Origin of the sequence: Streptomyces sp. NPDC046915 (assembly GCF_040644935.1) — a bacterium.
GTDB lineage: Bacteria > Actinomycetota > Actinomycetes > Streptomycetales > Streptomycetaceae > Streptomyces.
On record NZ_JBEYXB010000006.1, the window covers coordinates 124,776 to 141,583 of the forward strand.

A 16,808-nucleotide genomic window follows, 5' to 3' on the forward strand; every position below is an offset into this window, starting at 1 on the left:
GTGATGGGGGACGGTGTGCGGACGCTCGCCTACGGTTCCTGGCCCTCGCCCATCGACGCGGCACTGGCCGCCGCCCACGACGGGCAGCCCGACTGGGTCGGCTGTGTCGGCGACGAGACCTGGTGGACGGAGCCCCGGCCCGGCGAAGGCGGCCGCCGCACGCTGATGAGACGGCGGGCGGACGGCCGTGAGGAGTCGGTGCTGCCCGCACCGTGGAACGTGCGCAGCCGGGTGATCGAATACGGTGGACAGCCGTGGGCCGGAGCGCTCGACGACGGACAACCCCTCGTGGTGTTCACCCACTTCGCCGACCAGCGCCTCTACCGGTACGAACCCGGCGCCGAGCCCCGCCCGCTGACCCCGGTGTCGCCGTTGGGCGGCGGACTGCGCTGGGCCGATCCCCAGTTGCTGCCGGAGCGGGGCGAAGTCTGGTGCGTCCTGGAGGAGTTCACCGGGGAGGGATCCGGCGACGTGCGCCGCGTGCCGGCCGCCGTGCCGCTCGACGGTTCCGCCGCCGAGGACCGGGACGCGGTCCGTGAACTCACCGGCGAACGGCACCGGTTCGTGACCGGGCCGCGGCTGTCGCCCGACGGACGGCATGCCGCCTGGCTGGCCTGGGACCATCCGCGGATGCCGTGGGACGGTACGGAGCTGCTGCGCGCCGAGGTCGGTACCGACGGCACGCTGCACACCGTACGCACGGTGGCCGGTGGGCCGGAGGAGTCCGTCGCGCAGTGCGAATGGTCGACGGACGGCGGTCTGCTGTATGCGAGCGACCGCAGCGGCTGGTGGAACCTGTACCGCGACGGTGACCCGCTGTGCCCCCGCGAGGAGGAGTTCGCCGGCCCGCTGTGGAAACTGGGGCAGCGCTGGTTCGCGCCGCTGGCGAGCGGGCTGATCGCCGTCGTCCACGGCCGCGGGTCGACCGCACTCGGGATACTGGATCCCGAGACCGGTGAGGTCGTCGACGCGGCCGGCCCCTGGACCGAGTTCGCGCCCACCCTCGCGGTCCGCGGGGACCGGGTGACGGCCGTCGGAGCCAGCCCGCGCAGCGCCTACGAAGTCGTCGAACTGGACGCCCGGACGGGCCACGCCCGGGTGATCGGCGCCCCGCACAGCGACTGCGTGGACCCCGCCCACTACCCCGAACCGCAGATCCGCACCTTCACCGGCCCCGACGGCCGCGAGGTGCACGCCCACATCTACCCGCCCCACCACCCCGGCTGCGTCGCCCCCGGCGGCGAACTGCCGCCGTACATCGTGTGGGCGCACGGCGGCCCCACGAGCCGGGCACCGCTCGTGCTCGACCTGGGCATCGCCTACTTCACCTCGCGCGGCATCGGCGTCGCCGAGGTCGACTACGGCGGCTCGACCGGATACGGCCGCGCGTACCGGGACCGGCTGCGCGAGCAGTGGGGCGTGGTCGACGTCGAGGACTGCGCGGCCGTCGCCCTCGCCCTCGCCGACGAGGGCACCGCCGACCGCGACCGGCTCGCGATCCGCGGCGGCAGCGCCGGCGGCTGGACCGCCGCCGCCTCGCTGACCACCACCGGCGTCTACGCCTGCGGCACCATCGTCTACCCCGTCCTCGACCTCACGACCTGGGCATCGGGGGAGACTCACGACTTCGAGTCGCGCTACCTGGAGACCCTGGTCGGACCGCTCGCCGAGGTGCCCGCACGGTACGCCGAACGGTCACCGGCCGAGCACGCCGACAAGATCACCGCTCCCTTCCTGCTGCTCCAGGGCCTGGACGACGTCATCTGCCCGCCCGCCCAGTGCGAACGCCTCCTCGCCCGGATCCGGGGACGCGGCGTGCCCCACGCCTACCTCGCCTTCGAGGGCGAGGGGCACGGCTTCCGGCGGGCTCAGACGCTGGTCAGGGCGCTGGAGGCGGAGCTGTCTCTGTACGCTCAGGTGTTCGGCCTGCACCCGGCCGGTGTCCCGACCCTGGAGCTCGTCACATGAAGCAGCTGGCCCGTCCCGCACGCCTCGCCCCCGGGGCGCGGGTGGCCGTCGTCGCCCCCAGCGGCCCGGTGCCCGAGGAACGGCTCCAGGCCGGGCTGGACGTGCTGCGCGGCTGGGACCTCGACCCGGTTCTCGCGCCGCACGTCCTCGACCGGCACCCGGAGCTCGGCTACCTGGCGGGCACGGACGCGGACCGCGCCGCCGACCTCCAGAACGCCTGGTGCGACCCGGCCGTCGACGCGGTGCTGTGCGCCCGGGGCGGATACGGGGTCCAGCGGATCGCCGACCTGCTCGACTGGGAGGCGATGCGGGCGGCCGGACCGAAGGTGTTCGTCGGCTTCAGCGACATCACCGCACTGCACGAGGCCTTCGCCACCCGGCTGGGGCTCGCCACGCTGCACGGCCCGATGGCGGCCGGCGTCGACTTCATCAAGAACACGCGGGCCCAGGAGCATCTGAAGGCCACCCTCTTCGCCCCGGAGACCGTCCGCACGATCCGCTCCGGTGGCCGCGCCCTGGTCCCCGGCCGGGCCCGGGGCGTCACCCTCGGCGGCTGCCTGTGCCTGCTCGCCGCGGAGCGCGGCACCCCGCACGCCCGGCCCTCGGCGCGCGGCGGGCTGCTGTGCCTGGAGGACGTGGGCGAGGAGACGTACCGCCTCGACCGCTACCTCACCCAGCTGCTGCGTGCCGGCTGGCTCGACGGGGTGCACGGGGTGCTGCTCGGGTCCTGGGAGCGGTGCGAGAGCCCCGAGAGGGTGCGCGCCCTGCTCGCCGACCGGCTCGGCGCCCTCGGTGGCGTCCCCGTCGTGGAGGAGTTCGGCTTCGGCCACTGCGAGGGGGCGCTGACGATCCCGTTCGGACTCGTCGCCGAACTCGACGCGGACGCAGGCACGTTGACGCTCGACGAACCCGCGCTGCGCTGACCGCGCGCGGGTTCCCCGTGTCCACGGGACGCCGGGCCGAGGGCGTCGTAGGCTGACGGGATGCCCCATGCCGTGTCCCGATATCTCGCCGAAGGCCCCCGCGTGGGGATACGGCACTTCACCTACGAGGACGCTCCGGAGTTCTCCGCCCGCGCCCGGGAGAGCAAGGACCTGCACCAACCCTGGCTGTTCCCGCCGAGCAGCGAAGAGGCGTACGAGGCGTACGCGGGGCGGCTGATCGAGGACCCGACGAAGGCCGGATTCCTGGTCTGCGAGAAGGACGACGGGGCCATCGCCGGCTTCATCAACATCAACAACATCGTCGGCGGCGGCTTCCAGTGCGGCGCCCTCGGCTACGGCGTCTTCGCCCACGCCGCCGGGCGCGGGCTGATGCGCGAGGGCCTCGACCTGGTGGTGGGCCACGCGTTCGGGCCGATGCGGCTGCACCGGCTGGAGATCAACGCGCAGCCGGGCAACACCGCGTCCATCGCCCTCGCCCGCGGCGCCGGCTTCCGCCTGGAGGGCTTCTCACCGAACATGATCTACATCGACGGGGCCTGGCGGGATCACGAACGGTGGGCGATCACCGCCGAGATGCGGGCTTGAAGTTGACCTTCATGGTGTCGAGGTCCGTGACGGTCGACCGCAGCCCGGTGAAGCCGTGGCCGAGACCGCGCAGCGCGGTCTCCGCCCGGTCCTCGGCGATCGCCGCCGCCATCTCCTCGCCGTCCGCCGCGTCCGAGACCACCACGTACCGCATGGAGAAGTGCTTGAGCGGCGACGGCTCGTACGACAGCGAGCCCTCCTCGGTGAACCGCATGCTCGTCATCCCGTGCTCGGCGGCCTCCGCCAGCAGCCGCGCCCGCGACTCCTCGGTCAGCCCGTCCCAGGTGCCCCGGACGATGACCCGGTAGGTGTGCTGCTCGCTCATCCGCCGTCGTGTCCCTTCGTATACGTGTCGCGTGTATGCATCGCGTGTATGCGATCTGTGCATACGATCCGCACCGAACGCCGACTGTATGCCGGAGGCGACGCGTCCCACGCGGAATTTCGTCCCGGCGAGCGCGGAGCGCGGCTCAGCCCGCCTGGTCCACGTACTCGAACACCGCTCCGTCCGGATGCATCGCGATCAGATTGTGGCCCACCGGTGTCGCGAGCGGGCCCGCGATGATCCGGGCGCCGAGGCCGGTGAGGACCCGGTGGGCCTCCTCGACGTCCTTCACGGCGATGGTCGCGGTCACCTTGCGCAGCAGCTCCAGTTCCGTCTCGGGACCGCTCATCAGCAGGAAGGAGCCGACGGCGGCGACCTGCACTCCGCCGCGGGCGAAACGCATCGCCGCGCCGCCGGTCAGGCGCTCGTAGAAGGGAATCGCGGTGTCGATGTCGTCGACGTAGATGCGCAGCGCGGCGCCCTGAATCTCCATGGGACGAGCCTAGTTGGCGGCGGGAACGGCGTACCGGGTTGTACCGGATCAGTCCATGGCCCCGCGCACGACGTCCCGGGTGCGGTCGATCACGGCCGCGACGGGACCCACCACCGCGTTCTTCAGGGTGGTGTCGGTGCCCGGGTGCGGCCGGGTCGGTGCGAGTGCCTCGGCCGCCCGCACCGCGCGGGCCAGGGTCTGAAGCCTGCCGCGGTCGGCGACGCGGTCGAAGTGCGCGAACTCGTACCGCTCCTCGTTCTCGGCGTGCGCCAGCACGTCCTGGCGCAGCGCCGCGAACCGGTCGAGGAACTCCGGCGAGTCGGGGTCGATGTCGTCCAGGGCGGAGAGGGCCTGCTTGGCCTTCTCCTCCTCCGCGATCCGGTCCTCGACGACCTGCTCGCCGCCGTCGACGTGCCGGCGGGCGAAGGGATGGACGACCTCTTCCTCGGCGGTCTCGTGCACCGCGAGGAGGCGGACGAGGTCATGCAAGTTCTGCCTCCGTTCCTCGCCCTTCGTATGCGCCACTTCGTCGAACAGGTGCCGGATCTGAGCGTGCTGCTCCTTGAGAAGCTCCACGACATCGGTGCGTTCGGCGGTCATCCTCGTCTCTTCCTCCTGACGGACCTGGCAAGGGGTGCGGGCCGGCGGGTACCCGGCGGTCGCGGGCTCACGCGCCGGTGCGGTGGTGTCCCGGACGGCGTTATCCGTACGTGTGTACGGGTACCCGCGAGGTATGGACCGCTTGGATCATCTGGAGCACCTGGACAAGGAACTGGTCGACGAGCTGGCGCAGGTGGCGCGCGAAACCGTGCGCGACGAGCTGCGCGAGCAGAGCCGCAAGCAGCGTCGCACGGCCATGCTGTACGCGGCGTCCGGCGCCGTCGCCCTGTACGCGGGCGGTGCGCTCGCGCTGGCCCTGGGCCTGGCCCTCGCCATCGGCCTGCCCGGCTGGGCGGCCGCGCTGATCACCGCCGCCATCCTGGGCGTCGTCGCGTATGTGCTGCGCGACGCGGCCCGCCCGAAGCACGGGGACCACGCGGCGGCTCCCGGTCACGCGCTCGGCGGCACCCCGCCCGTCGCACCTCCCGGGGGCCTCGGCATGCCGTACCCGCCGATGCCGCCCAATGCACCGGGTGCGCCGGCACCGGGCATGCGTGAGCCGGAGCCCCCGCGCCCCGACGACATCGACCCCGGGGGCCCGCACCACCGGGCCTGACCGGCACCCGCCGGCCGTCGGCCGGGCCCCTCAGCCGGGCCCGGCCCACTCTTCGTTCCCGCCGGTTCCCGGTCAGCTCCCCGTCAGCTGCGGCAGCACCTTCGTACGGTAGAAGTCGAAGAAGCCGCGCTGGTCGGGGCCGATCTGGTTGACGTACACCCGGTCGAACCCGGCGTCGGCGAACGCGGCCAGGGCCGAGACGTGTTCCTCGACGTCGTCTCCGCAGACCCGGCTCTCGCGGACCCTGTCCTCGGTGATCAGCGGCTGCAACTGCTCGAAGTGGCGCGGGGTGGGCAGGATCTGGCCCATCTCGCCGGGCAGCAACTCGTTGGCCCACAGTTCGCGCACCCGGCGGACGGCCTCGTCCCGGTCGGCGCCGTAGCAGACCTTCGTACCGCCGCTGACAAGATCGGTGCCCCCTCCGCCCTTGCGGAACTGGGTGACCATCTCCTCCTCCGGCATCATCGTGATGTAGCCGTCGCCCACCCGGGCCGCGAGCTGGGTGGCCTTGGGGCCAAAGCCGGAGATGTCGATCGGGACCGGTTCGTCGGGGACGGTGTAGAGGCGGGCGTTCTCCACGGTGTAGTGCGTGCCGTGGTGGTTGACCTCCTCGCCGGTGAACAGCCGGCGCATGACCTGGACGGCCTCCTCCAGCATCTCCAGCCGGATGTGCAGCGGCGGCCAGGCGTCGCCGAGGATGTGCTCGTTGAGGGCCTCGCCGGTGCCCACGCCGAGCCGGAACCGCCCGCCCGTCATCACCGCGCTGGTCGCCGCGGCCTGCGCCACCACCGCCGGGTGGATCCGCACGGTGGGGCAGGTCACCGCCGTCTCGATCGGCAGCGACACCGCCTCCGACAGCGCGCCGATCACCGACCAGACGAACGGACTCTGGCCCTGCGCGCCGTTCCACGGGTGGTAGTGGTCCGAGATCCACAGCGCCTGGAACCCGGCCTGTTCGGCCATGCGGGCCTGCTCCACGAGCTCGGCGGGACCGTGTTCCTCGGTCGCCAGGAAATAGCCGTATTCGGGCATGGGGGATACCTCCGCGACACGGGCGGTCGTGTCTGGTGAGACGGGGTCGGGTGGGGGTCGCGCCCCGGGTAACCGGACGCGGTCGGGGCGAAACGCTCCGCCGCCACGGCGTTTGGCGGCCCTGACCAGGGGGACGCGGTAGGCCTCGGACGAGCCACACCGCCGGAGGCGCACCGTGAGTCGACCCCGCATAGTGATCGTCGGTGCCGGCTTCGCCGGATACCGGGCCGCCCGCACCCTCTCCCGGCTGACCCGGCACCGCGCCCAGATCACCCTGCTGAACCCGACCGACTACTTCCTCTACCTGCCCCTGCTGCCCCAGGTCTCCGCCGGGATCCTGGAACCCCGCCGGGTCGCCGTCTCCCTCTCCGGCACCCTGCCCGGGGTGCGGCCGGTGCTCGGCGAGGCCGACGGCGTCGACCTGGACGAGCGCGCCGTGCACTACACCGACCCCGAGGGCGGCACCGGCACGCTGTCCTACGACCGTCTCGTCCTGGCCGTCGGCAGCGTCAACAAGCTGCTGCCCATCCCCGGCGTCGCCGAGCACGCGCACGGCTTCCGCGGGCTGCCCGAGGCGCTGTACCTGCGCGACCACGTCACCCGGCAGGTGGAGCTCGCCGCCGCGTCCGACGACCCCAAGGCCCGCGCCGCCCGGTGCACCTTCGTGGTGGTCGGTGCCGGGTACACCGGCACCGAAGTGGCCGCGCACATGCAGATGTTCACCGACCGGCTGGCACGCCGGCAGCCGCGGCGGCTGGGCATGCGGCCCCGCTGGATGCTGCTGGACATCGCGCCGCGCGTGATGCCGGAGATGGACGAACGTCTATCGCATACAGCCGACCGTGTACTGCGTGAGCGCGGTGTCGACGTACGCATGGGCACCTCCGTGAAGGAGGCCACCCACGACGGCGTCCTGCTCACCGACGGCGAGTTCGTCGAGACCCGCAGCCTCGTCTGGTGCGTCGGCGTCCGTCCCGATCCGCTCGTGGAGAGCACCGGACAGCCCCTGGAACGGGGACGCCTCCTCGTCGACCCGTACCTTCAGGTGCCGGGCAGGCCCGAGGTGTTCGCGTGCGGGGACGCGGCCGCCGTACCCGACCTCGGCGCCCCCGGGAAGTACACGCCGATGACGGCCCAGCACGCCTGGCGGCACGGCAAGACCGCCGCGCACAACGTGGCCGCGTCGCTCGGCCTCGGCGAGCGACGCCCCTACCGCCACCGCGACCTGGGCTTCGTCGTCGACCTGGGCGGCGTCAAGGCCGCCGCCAACCCGCTCGGCGTAGCGCTGTCCGGTCCGCTCGCCGGTGCCGTCACCCGCGGCTACCACCTGGCCGCGATGCCCGGCAACCGCGTCCGGGTCGCCGCCGACTGGCTCCTGGACGCCGTACTGCCGCGCCAGGGAGTCCAGTTGGGCCTCGTACGCTCCTGGTCCGTGCCGCTGGACACGGCCTCCCCGGAACTGGCGCGGGTACCCGGCGGACGCGAGCAGCCGGCCGGGACCGGACCGGGCGCGGCCCTGGCCGCGGACACCGGCGAGGAACCCGCGAAGAACCAGCCGGGCGGCGAGCCCGCCAAGAACCAGCCCGGCGGTGAACCCGCCAAGGACCGGCCCGGCGGAGAACCCGCGAAGAACCAGCCGGGCGGCGAACCCGCCGAGGACCGGCCCGGCTCCGGGCCCCCGGGCGATCACCCGGCCCCGGGCCCCGTCAAACGCACCGACATCCCGTCGGAAGGAGACTCATGAACAGCGCCGAACTCGTCGAACTCGGGCAGCAGCTGCGCGTGGACAGCGTGCGGGCCGCCGCGGCCGCGGGATCAGGGCATCCGACGTCCTCGATGTCCGCCGCGGACCTGATGGCGGTGCTGCTCGCCCGCCACCTCCGCTACGACTTCGAGCGCCCCGACCATCCCGGCAACGACCGCTTCGTACTCTCCAAGGGGCACGCCTCGCCCCTGCTGTACGCCGCCTACAAGGCGGCCGGCGCGATCGAGGACGGCGAACTGGCGACCTTCCGCAAGCTCGGCAGCAGGCTGGAGGGCCATCCCACCCCGCGGCGGCTGCCCTGGGTGGAGACCGCCACCGGCTCGCTCGGCCAGGGCCTGCCCGTCGGCGTCGGCATCGCGCTGGCCGGCAAGCGCCTGGAGCGCACCGGCTACCGGGTGTGGGTGCTGTGCGGCGACAGCGAACTCGCCGAGGGCTCCGTCTGGGAGGCCGCCGAGCACGCCGCGTACGAGCACCTCGACAACCTGACGGCGATCGTCGACGTCAACCGCCTCGGCCAGCGCGGCCCCACCCGCCACGGCCACGACCTCGACGCCTACGCCCGCCGCTTCCAGGCGTTCGGCTGGCACACCATCGAGACCGACGGCCACGACGTGGACGCCATCGACCGCGCCTTCGGCGAGGCGACCTCGACGACCGGACAGCCCACCGTGATCCTCGCCCGCACCCTCAAGGGCAAGGGCGTCGCCTCCGTCGAGGACCGCGAGGGCCTGCACGGCAAGCCGCTGCCGGACGCGGAGGAGGCGATCGCCGAACTGGGCGGTCCGCGCGACCTCGTCGTCCGGGTGCAGGAGCCGCCCGCCGCCCGCCTGCTGCACGCCGTACCCGACGGCTCCCGGGAACTCCCCACGTACGACAAGGGCGACAAGGTGGCCACCCGCAACGCCTTCGGTGCCGCCCTCGCGGCGCTCGGCACCGCCCGCGGTGACGTCGTCGCCCTGGACGGCGAGGTCGGCGACTCCACCCGCACCGAGCAGTTCGCCAAGGAGCACCCCGACCGGTTCTTCGAGTGCTACATCGCCGAACAGCAGCTCGTCGCCTCGGCCGTCGGCATGGCCGTACGCGGCCACGTGCCCTACGCCGCGACCTTCGCCGCCTTCCTCACCCGCGCTCACGACTTCGCGCGCATGGCCTCGATCAGCGGCGCGGGCATCAACCTCGTCGGATCCCACGCGGGCGTCGCGATCGGCCAGGACGGGCCCTCGCAGATGGGCCTGGAGGACCTGGCGATGTTCCGGGCGCTGTACGGCTCGACCGTGCTGTACCCGTGCGACGCCAACCAGACCGCCCAGCTGGTCGCGGCCATGGCCGACCTGGACGGCATCCGCTACCTGCGCACCTCCCGCGGCGAGACCCCGGTGATCTACGGCCCCGAGGAGCGGTTCCCCGTCGGCGGCAGCAAGGTGCTGCGCTCCTCCGGCGAGGACCGGCTGACCGTCGTCGCGGCCGGGGTGACCGTGCCCGAGGCGCTGGCCGCCGCCGACGCCCTCCAGGAGGAGGGCATCCGGATCCGGGTCGTCGACCTGTACTCGGTCAAGCCGGTGGACCGGGAGACGCTCAGGCTGGCCGCGGAGGAGACCGGCTGCCTGCTCACCGTCGAGGACCATCACGAGGAGGGCGGCCTCGGTGACGCCGTCCTCGACGCCTTCACCGACGGCAGGCCCGTACCCCGGCTGGTCCGGCTCGCCGTGCGCACGATGCCGGGCTCGGCCGCGCCCGACGAGCAGCTGAACGCCGCGGGCATCGACGCGACGGCGATCGCCGCGGCCGGGCGGCTGCTGGTGGGGGAGGCGGTCGTGCGATGACCGACGACGTGCGGACGGTACGGGCGGGCCGCCGCACGGTCGAGGTGCACCGCTCCGACAAGGTGCTCTTCCCCGGCGGGGACGGCGCGAAGGAGTACACCAAGGGTGACCTCGTCGAGTACTACCGCTCCGTCGCGCCGTTCATGCTGCCGCACCTGCGCGGCCGGCCGCTGATGCTGGAGCGGTATCCGGACGGCCTCGACGGCCCGAGGTTCATGCAGAAGAACACCCCGGACCACTACCCGGACTGGATCACCCGGGCCGAGGTCGCCAAGGAGGACGGCACCGTCACACACGTGGTCTGCGACGACACCGCCACCCTGGTCTTCCTCGCCGACCAGGCCTGCCTCACCCTGCACCGGTGGCTGTCCCGGACCGACCGCGGCCACGGCGCCGGCCACCCGGACCGGATGGTCCTCGACCTCGACCCCCCGGGCGACACGGCCGGTGACTTCGCGGCGGTACGGGAGGCGGCCCGCCTCCTCGGCGGCCTGCTGGACCACCTGCGGCTGCCCTCGGCGCTGATGACCACCGGCTCGCGCGGACTGCACGTCGTCGTGCCCCTGAGCGGCCGGCACGACTTCGACGAGGTCCGTGCCTTCGCCCGGGACGTCGCCGAGCTGCTGGCCGCCGAGCACCCCGACCGGCTCACCACCGCCGCCCGCAAGCAGGACCGCGGCGACCGGCTCTACCTGGACGTACAGCGCAACGCCTACGCCCAGACCGCCGTCGTGCCCTTCACCGTCCGCGCGCGGCCCGGCGCCCCCGTCGCCGTCCCCGTCTCCTGGGACCGGCTCGACGACCCCGGCCTCGGCCCGCGCCGCTGGACCATCGAGGACGCCGTCGGGCAGGCCCGCACCGACCCCTGGGCGGGCCTGCCCGGCCGCGGACGCGCTCTGGGCCCGGCCCGGCGCCGGCTCGACGCACTGCGTGGCTGATGCACATACCGCCCCTGCGCAGGCCCGACGGCCCGCGGGCGGCGACGCGTGCCCTGATCAATGTTTGGCCAACGTCCTTCCGGCCACACGGAGGGGAGAGGTGGCCATGTCGAACACAAAGAACACACCGGCTTCGCAGGGTTCACAGAAAAGCCGTGAATCGCAGGAACGCCAGAACACGCGGAAAACGCAGGAACCCCAGAACCCCCAGAACTCTCAGGAATCCCAGAACTCGCAGGAGCCGCAGGAGGACGCGGACCCGCACACGGCGGGCAAGAACCGGCCGAGCCCGATGGAGGTGCTGCGCCAGGCGCGCGCCCAGCTCGCGGAACTCACCGGTCTCGCACCCGAGCAGGTCACGTCCTTCGAACAGACCGAGGACGGCTGGGTGTTGGAGGTGGAGGTCCTGGAGATCGCCAGGGTTCCCGACACGATGAGCCTGATGGCGAGCTACCAGGTCGACCTCGACCCGCGGGGACAGCTCACCGGATACCGGCGCGTGCGCCGCTACGAGCGTGGGCGGGCCGACGCACACAGGCCCGGCGGCCGTTAGACCGCCCTCCCGCGACCACACCCGAAGACCGTCACGACCATGACACAGACAAGGAGGCGCGGTCGGCATGACCGTAGTCCCGGCACAGCAGTCCAGCGGCGGAGGCGGCAGCAGCGGCCTCTACGACGTACTGGAACTCGTCCTCGACCGGGGGCTCGTCATCGACGCATTCGTGCGGGTCTCGCTGGTCGGCATCGAGATCCTGAAGATCGACGTACGGGTTGTCGTCGCGAGCGTCGACACGTACCTGCGCTTCGCCGAGGCGTGCAACCGGCTCGACCTCGAGGCCGGCCCCCGCAAGAGCCCGGGGCTGCCCGACCTGGTCGGCGAGATCACCGAGTCCGGTGCCCGAGGCAAGTCCAAGGGGGCGCTGTCCGGCGCCGCCGAGACCATCTCGGACGCCTTCAAGCAGGCGCGCGACGAAGGTGAGGAACACGAGCCCAGGCCGCGGCCCCGCAAGAGCACGGCCGCCCGCAGGAAGGAGGAGCAGGAGTGAGCACATACGTCTACGCCATCACCGCGAGCTCTCACCCGTCGCTCCCCGACGGCATGGGCGGCGTGGGCGAGCCGCCGCAGCAGGTGCGGATCCTGAACGAGGGCGACCTGGCCGCGATCGTCAGCGACGCCCCCGAGGGGCTGCGCCCCAAGCGCCGCGACCTGCTCGCGCACCAGAACGTGCTCGCCGAGGCGGGCGCGGCCGGCTGCGTGCTGCCCATGCGGTTCGGCAGCGTCGCCCCGGACGACGGCACGGTCACCGGTGTGCTCGCCGAACGCGCCACGCACTACAACGAGCGACTCCAGGCACTGGACGGCAAGGTCGAGTACAACGTCAAGGCCACGCACGTGGAGGAAGCCGTCCTGCACCGCGTGATGGCCGAGAGCCCGGAGCTGCGCGCCCTCGCCGAGGCCAACCGTACGTCGGGCGGCGGCAGTTACGACGACAAGATCCGTCTCGGCGAGTTGGTGGCCGCCGCGGTCAAGGACAAGGAGGCCGAGGACGCCGCCGAGGTGCAGCGGCTGCTGGCGCCGTTCACCGACGCGGTGAGCGTGGGCCCCGATTCCACGGGCTGGCTGGTCAACGTGTCGTTCCTGGTGGACCGCGGCACCGCGGAGGACTTCGTGACCGCCGTGGAGCGGACCCGCAAGTCCCTCGCCCACCTCGAACTGCGCGTCAACGGGCCGCTGCCGCCGTACAGCTTCGTCGAGCCCGGCCCCGCCGAGCCCGCGGGCACCACGGTCGGCACGGACGCGGGAATGGAATAGCACCCCGCGTGCAGCGGAGGGAGTAGCGGATGGGACTGATCGGTGAAGTGCTGCTGGTGCCGTTCGCGCCGGTGCGCGGCAGCGCATGGGTGATCGAACAGGTGCTCCATGAAGCGGAGCGGATCTACTACGACCCCGCCACCGTACGGGCCGAACTCGCCCGCCTCGAGGAACAGCTGGAGGCGGGCGAGATCACCGAGGAGGAGTTCGACCTGCGCGAGGACGAGCTCCTCGACCGGCTGGAGCACGGGATGGGCTCCGGCGAGACGACCGGCAACGGGACGGGACTATGAACCGAACGGCACTGGGCCTCGCGATAGGGGCCGGATACCTCCTCGGACGTACCAAGAAGATGAAGATGGCCCTCGCGGTCGGCTCCCTGGTGGCCGGCAAGAAGCTGAACCTGGGCCCGCGGGCGCTCGCGGACCTGGCGAACCAGCAACTGCGGAACAACCCGCAGTTCAAGGAGATCGGCGACCAGCTGCGCGAGGACATGCGGGGCGTCGGCAAGGCGGCCTCGGGCGCCATGGCCGAACGGCAGATGAACGCGCTCGCCGACCGGCTGCACGGTCGCACGGCCCAGGTCCGCGACCAGCTCTCGGGCGTGGTCCCGGACACCGGCTCCGAGGACGCCGAGGACTCCCGGGACGAGGAGCCGGGGGAGGACGCCGAGGAGGCGCACGAGGAGCAGGACGAGCCGGAGGACCGGGACGCGGCGGCCGGGAACGAGTCCCGGGCGCCGAGGAAGCGGGCGGCCAAGAAGGCGCCGGCGAAGAAGGCGGCCCCCGCCGCGAAGAAGGCGGCGGCCAAGAACGCTCCGGCCAGGAAGGCCCCCGCCAAGAAGACGGCGAAGAAGACCCAGGCGGCCGGCAAGACGGCCGCGAGGAAGACGGCCGCGGCCGGCAACGCCACGCGGTCCCGGCAGCCGAAGGGCGGCGATGAAGGATGACCGAGAGCCTCGGATCCGCGACGTCCGCAGCGGGAAAGGCGGCGGGCGGAGCCACCGGCGCGGCGAAGGACACCCCCCTGGCGGACCTGGCCCACAGCGAGGCCGCCGACCGCCTCAAGGAGGAGGTCCAGGAATACCTGGAGGCTCAGGCCCAGCGCATGCTGGCCGGCATCGGCCGCAAGCTCGGCGAGACCACGGTCAAGCTCAACGACATCGCCGAAGGCAACAGCCCGGGCTTCGCCAAGCTGGCCCTCGAAGGCGGCCGCAAGCTCGCCGAGGGCAAGGGCCCGCTGCGCTCGGCGCTGGAGCTCGGCGGCTCCAGCATCAAGGAGAACGTCATGGGCAAGGTGAAGGGCCTGTTGGGCGGTGGCAAGGGCAAGCGCAAGGGCGGCGGCAACAAGCCCACCGTCATCGTCGAGTCCATCGACGTCGGCGTGCCGGTGCGCACCGCCTACGACCAGTGGACCCAATACCACGACTTCAGCACCTTCGCCAAGGGCGTGAAGAGCGCCAACCGTGCGGACGACACGAACTCCGACTGGCAGGGAAAGATCTGGTGGTCGAACCGGAGCTGGAAGGGCCACACGGTCGAGCAGATCCCCGATTACAAGATCCAGTGGACGTCGGAGGGTGCCAAGGGCACCAACAAGGGCGTCGTCACCTTCCACCGGCTCGACGACAACCTCACCCGCATCCTGCTGGTCATGGAGTACTACCCGAGCGGCTTCTTCGAGAAGACCGCCAACATCTGGCGTGCGCAGGGCCGCCGGGTCCGCCTCGACTTCAAGAACTTCGACCGCTACATCACCCTCAAGGGCGAGGCGGAGGACGGCTGGCGCGGCGAGATCCGCGACGGCGAGGTCGTCCGCAGCCACGAGGACGCCGTCGCCGAGGAGGAGGAAGAGCAGCAGGCGCCCGAGGAGGACGAGGAGGAGTACGAGAACGAGTACGAGGGCGAAGAGGGCGAAGAGGGCGAAGAGCAAGAGGCACCGTACGCCGAGGAAGAGAACGGTGAGTACGAGGAGGAGCCCGAGGAGGAGCCCGAGGAAGAGGGCTACGAGGAGGCCTACGAAGAGGAAGAGGAGCCCGAGTACGCGGAGCGCGGGAGCCGTCGATGACGACGCCCCGCCGGGTCCCCGAGCCCTACTACGGTCAGGGCGGGGGCGCCAACCTCGCCGACATCCTCGAGCGTGTGCTCGACAAGGGTGTCGTCATCGCGGGCGACATCAAGATCAACCTGCTCGACATCGAACTGCTCACCGTGAAACTGCGGCTCATCGTCTGCTCCGTCGACAAGGCGAAGGAGATGGGCATCGACTGGTGGGAGAGTGACCCAGCCCTCTCCACCAGCGCCCGCCGTGACCAACTCGCCCGTGAGAACGCCGAGTTGCGCGAACGGCTGACGCGTCTGGAGGAACTGGAGCTGGAGCCCGGGCCCAAGGCCAAGCCCCGCCGCGCACACAGGGAGGAATCATGACCGGACTGCGGTACGTGTACGCCGTCTGCCGCCCTCTCGGCGCGCCACTCCAGGCCCAGTTGACGGGCGTCGGGGGCGCCCCGCCCGCGCTGCTGCACCACCACGGACTGGTCGCGGTCGTCAGTACGGTCCCCGAGGCCGACTTCGCCGAGGGCGCCCTGCGCGTCCGCCTGGAGGACATGGACTGGCTGACCGCGACCGCTCGCGCCCATCAGGGCGTGGTCGACGCGCTCACCACCGTCACCACCCCGCTGCCGCTGCGCCTGGCCACCGTCTTCCGGGACGACAGCGGAGTACGGACGATGATGGAGGCCCGGGAGGCGGAGTTCCTGCGCACCCTCGACCGGCTGGAGGGCCGGGTGGAATGGGGGGTGAAGGTGTACGCCGACCTCGCCCCGGCCCAGCCGGAACAACCCGCTTCCAAACCCGCCTCGGGCCGTGACTATCTGCGGCAGCGACGCGCGCAGACCCGGTCGCACGAGGACACGTGGCAGAAAGCGGAATCGTTCGCGGAACACCTGCACAGTGCGCTTTCCGGATGGGCGGAGGATTCCCGTCTGCACGCCCCGCAGAATCCCGCGCTTTCCGGGGCCTCGGGGCGGAACGTGCTCAACGCGGCCTATCTCGTGCAGCGTGCGGATTCCGAGGAATTCGTGGAAATCGTGGACAGTGCGAAGGACGAGACACCCGGGCTGCGTGTGGAACTCACCGGCCCTTGGGCTCCCTACTCCTTCACCGGCGACAACCCGGCCGAGGCGCCGGAAGAGGGTGGGGAAGGCGCGTGACCGTCATAGAACGCCGCGAGGTCGCCCTGGTGGACCTGCTGGACCGGCTGCTGGCCGGCGGGGTGGTGATCACGGGTGACGTCACGCTGCGCATCGCGGACGTCGACCTCGTCCGCATCGACCTGAACGCTCTCATCAGCTCGGTGAACGCGCAGGTGCCGTCACCGTTCGAGGAGCCGTCATGACCGCGCGCCGACCACGCAACCATCTGGACCTCGAGCCCGACACGGTCGAGCGCGACCTGGTGAAACTCGTCCTGACCGTCGTGGAGCTGCTGCGGCAGCTGATGGAACGGCAGGCGCTGCGCCGCTTCGACGTGGGCGATCTGACCGAGGAGCAGGAGGAGCGGATCGGGCTCACCCTGATGCTCCTGGAGGACCGGATGGCCGAGCTGCGCGACCGCTACGGCCTGCGGCCCGAGGACCTGAATCTGGACCTCGGGCCGCTCGGACCTCTGCTGCCCCGGGAATGACGGCGCCCCCGGGGTCAGTTCACCACCTGTACCAGCGGCCCCTGCCGCCGCTCGCGGCGGTTCCGCGAACCAGGAAACCCAGCAGCCAGACGACGAGAACTGCCAGGGCGAGCCACCAGAGCAACTTCACCGCGAATCCGGCGCCGAAAAGAAGAAGCATCAGAAGCAGTACCAGCAGGATGGGAACCATAATGTGAACCTCCTGTATTCCGGGTTTCCC

At 72.0% G+C, this 16,808-nt stretch carries 22 protein-coding genes; 17 read left to right on the top strand and 5 right to left on the bottom strand.

Annotation, left to right across the window (positions count from 1 at the left end; genetic code table 11):
- The first annotated feature begins 3 nt into the window (after window positions 1–3).
- From ABZ915_RS17140 to ABZ915_RS17150, 3 genes are read left to right on the top strand one after another with little or no spacing between them, the layout of a single operon-like run.
- The gene (locus ABZ915_RS17140; protein WP_361802788.1) at window positions 4–1,968 is read left to right on the top strand and encodes a prolyl oligopeptidase family serine peptidase; all 1,965 of its coding nucleotides are present in this window, start codon (window positions 4–6) and stop codon (window positions 1,966–1,968) included.
- Complete coding sequence (locus ABZ915_RS17145; RefSeq protein ID WP_361802791.1) at window positions 1,965–2,891, top strand: LD-carboxypeptidase; 927 nt, start codon at window positions 1,965–1,967, stop codon at window positions 2,889–2,891. The genes ABZ915_RS17140 and ABZ915_RS17145 overlap by 4 nt, the downstream gene beginning before the upstream one ends.
- Window positions 2,892–2,951: 60 nt before the next feature.
- On the top strand, window positions 2,952–3,497 hold the full coding sequence (locus ABZ915_RS17150) for a GNAT family N-acetyltransferase (RefSeq protein WP_361802794.1): 546 nt from the start codon (window positions 2,952–2,954) through the stop codon (window positions 3,495–3,497).
- On the opposite strand, the gene ABZ915_RS17155 is transcribed toward ABZ915_RS17150, so the two are convergent.
- The 3 genes from ABZ915_RS17155 to ABZ915_RS17165 all read right to left on the bottom strand — a co-directional run bounded on the left by ABZ915_RS17155 (window position 3,475) and on the right by ABZ915_RS17165 (window position 4,915).
- Entirely contained in the window at window positions 3,475–3,822 is a 348-nt protein-coding gene (locus ABZ915_RS17155) for a DUF6204 family protein (protein WP_361802797.1), read from the bottom strand. The two genes, ABZ915_RS17150 and ABZ915_RS17155, sit on opposite strands and share 23 nt — an antisense overlap.
- A gap of 145 nt (window positions 3,823–3,967) precedes the next feature.
- A complete protein-coding gene (locus ABZ915_RS17160; protein WP_361802800.1) occupies window positions 3,968–4,315 on the bottom strand; it encodes a VOC family protein in 348 nt (115 codons plus the stop codon).
- Between the two features lie 48 nt (window positions 4,316–4,363).
- Window positions 4,364–4,915 carry a hemerythrin domain-containing protein gene (locus ABZ915_RS17165; RefSeq protein ID WP_361802803.1) on the bottom strand — a complete coding sequence of 184 codons (552 nt, stop codon included), beginning with the start codon at window positions 4,913–4,915 and terminating at the stop codon, window positions 4,364–4,366.
- A 133-nt stretch (window positions 4,916–5,048) separates the two neighbouring features.
- Here ABZ915_RS17165 and ABZ915_RS17170 point away from each other — a divergent pair, with 133 nt between their 5' ends.
- Complete coding sequence (locus ABZ915_RS17170) at window positions 5,049–5,531, top strand: phage holin family protein (protein WP_361802809.1); 483 nt, start codon at window positions 5,049–5,051, stop codon at window positions 5,529–5,531.
- Window positions 5,532–5,603: 72 nt separating this feature from the next.
- Here the strand turns inward: ABZ915_RS17170 and ABZ915_RS17175 are convergent, their stop codons facing one another.
- The gene (locus ABZ915_RS17175) at window positions 5,604–6,563 is read right to left on the bottom strand and encodes an LLM class F420-dependent oxidoreductase (RefSeq protein WP_361802812.1); all 960 of its coding nucleotides are present in this window, start codon (window positions 6,561–6,563) and stop codon (window positions 5,604–5,606) included.
- 175 nt (window positions 6,564–6,738) lie between these two features.
- Here ABZ915_RS17175 and ABZ915_RS17180 point away from each other — a divergent pair, with 175 nt between their 5' ends.
- The 13 genes from ABZ915_RS17180 to ABZ915_RS17240 all read left to right on the top strand — a co-directional run bounded on the left by ABZ915_RS17180 (window position 6,739) and on the right by ABZ915_RS17240 (window position 16,588).
- Window positions 6,739–8,307, top strand: a complete 1,569-nt coding sequence (locus ABZ915_RS17180; RefSeq protein WP_361802815.1) for an FAD-dependent oxidoreductase — start codon at window positions 6,739–6,741, stop codon at window positions 8,305–8,307.
- A complete protein-coding gene (locus tag ABZ915_RS17185) occupies window positions 8,304–10,151 on the top strand; it encodes a transketolase (RefSeq protein ID WP_361802818.1) in 1,848 nt (615 codons plus the stop codon). Before ABZ915_RS17180 ends, ABZ915_RS17185 begins: the two co-directional genes overlap by 4 nt.
- On the top strand, window positions 10,148–11,089 hold the full coding sequence (gene ligD, locus ABZ915_RS17190) for a non-homologous end-joining DNA ligase (RefSeq protein ID WP_361802821.1): 942 nt from the start codon (window positions 10,148–10,150) through the stop codon (window positions 11,087–11,089). Before ABZ915_RS17185 ends, ligD begins: the two co-directional genes overlap by 4 nt.
- 106 nt (window positions 11,090–11,195) lie before the next feature.
- Window positions 11,196–11,642 carry a gas vesicle protein gene (locus ABZ915_RS17195; protein WP_361802824.1) on the top strand — a complete coding sequence of 149 codons (447 nt, stop codon included), beginning with the start codon at window positions 11,196–11,198 and terminating at the stop codon, window positions 11,640–11,642.
- A 67-nt stretch (window positions 11,643–11,709) separates the two neighbouring features.
- Window positions 11,710–12,138, top strand: coding sequence for a gas vesicle structural protein GvpA (locus ABZ915_RS17200; RefSeq protein WP_361802827.1), 429 nt, complete (start codon window positions 11,710–11,712; stop codon window positions 12,136–12,138).
- Window positions 12,135–12,905, top strand: coding sequence for a GvpL/GvpF family gas vesicle protein (locus tag ABZ915_RS17205; protein WP_361802830.1), 771 nt, complete (start codon window positions 12,135–12,137; stop codon window positions 12,903–12,905). The genes ABZ915_RS17200 and ABZ915_RS17205 overlap by 4 nt, the downstream gene beginning before the upstream one ends.
- A gap of 29 nt (window positions 12,906–12,934) precedes the next feature.
- Complete coding sequence (locus tag ABZ915_RS17210) at window positions 12,935–13,198, top strand: gas vesicle protein GvpG (protein WP_361802833.1); 264 nt, start codon at window positions 12,935–12,937, stop codon at window positions 13,196–13,198.
- On the top strand, window positions 13,195–13,854 hold the full coding sequence (locus ABZ915_RS17215; RefSeq protein WP_361802836.1) for a DNA primase: 660 nt from the start codon (window positions 13,195–13,197) through the stop codon (window positions 13,852–13,854). Before ABZ915_RS17210 ends, ABZ915_RS17215 begins: the two co-directional genes overlap by 4 nt.
- Window positions 13,851–14,972, top strand: a complete 1,122-nt coding sequence (locus ABZ915_RS17220) for an SRPBCC family protein (RefSeq protein WP_361802838.1) — start codon at window positions 13,851–13,853, stop codon at window positions 14,970–14,972. The genes ABZ915_RS17215 and ABZ915_RS17220 overlap by 4 nt, the downstream gene beginning before the upstream one ends.
- On the top strand, window positions 14,969–15,331 hold the full coding sequence (locus tag ABZ915_RS17225; RefSeq protein WP_361802840.1) for a gas vesicle protein: 363 nt from the start codon (window positions 14,969–14,971) through the stop codon (window positions 15,329–15,331). The genes ABZ915_RS17220 and ABZ915_RS17225 overlap by 4 nt, the downstream gene beginning before the upstream one ends.
- Entirely contained in the window at window positions 15,328–16,116 is a 789-nt protein-coding gene (locus ABZ915_RS17230; RefSeq protein ID WP_361802843.1) for a GvpL/GvpF family gas vesicle protein, read from the top strand. Before ABZ915_RS17225 ends, ABZ915_RS17230 begins: the two co-directional genes overlap by 4 nt.
- Window positions 16,113–16,301: a gas vesicle protein gene (locus ABZ915_RS17235; protein ID WP_361802846.1), complete on the top strand. Its 189-nt coding sequence runs from the start codon at window positions 16,113–16,115 to the stop codon at window positions 16,299–16,301. The genes ABZ915_RS17230 and ABZ915_RS17235 overlap by 4 nt, the downstream gene beginning before the upstream one ends.
- Complete coding sequence (locus ABZ915_RS17240; protein WP_361802849.1) at window positions 16,298–16,588, top strand: gas vesicle protein K; 291 nt, start codon at window positions 16,298–16,300, stop codon at window positions 16,586–16,588. Before ABZ915_RS17235 ends, ABZ915_RS17240 begins: the two co-directional genes overlap by 4 nt.
- 19 nt (window positions 16,589–16,607) lie before the next feature.
- On the opposite strand, the gene ABZ915_RS17245 is transcribed toward ABZ915_RS17240, so the two are convergent.
- The gene (locus tag ABZ915_RS17245; RefSeq protein ID WP_361802852.1) at window positions 16,608–16,778 is read right to left on the bottom strand and encodes a hydrophobic protein; all 171 of its coding nucleotides are present in this window, start codon (window positions 16,776–16,778) and stop codon (window positions 16,608–16,610) included.
- Between the last annotated feature and the right edge of the window lie 30 nt (window positions 16,779–16,808).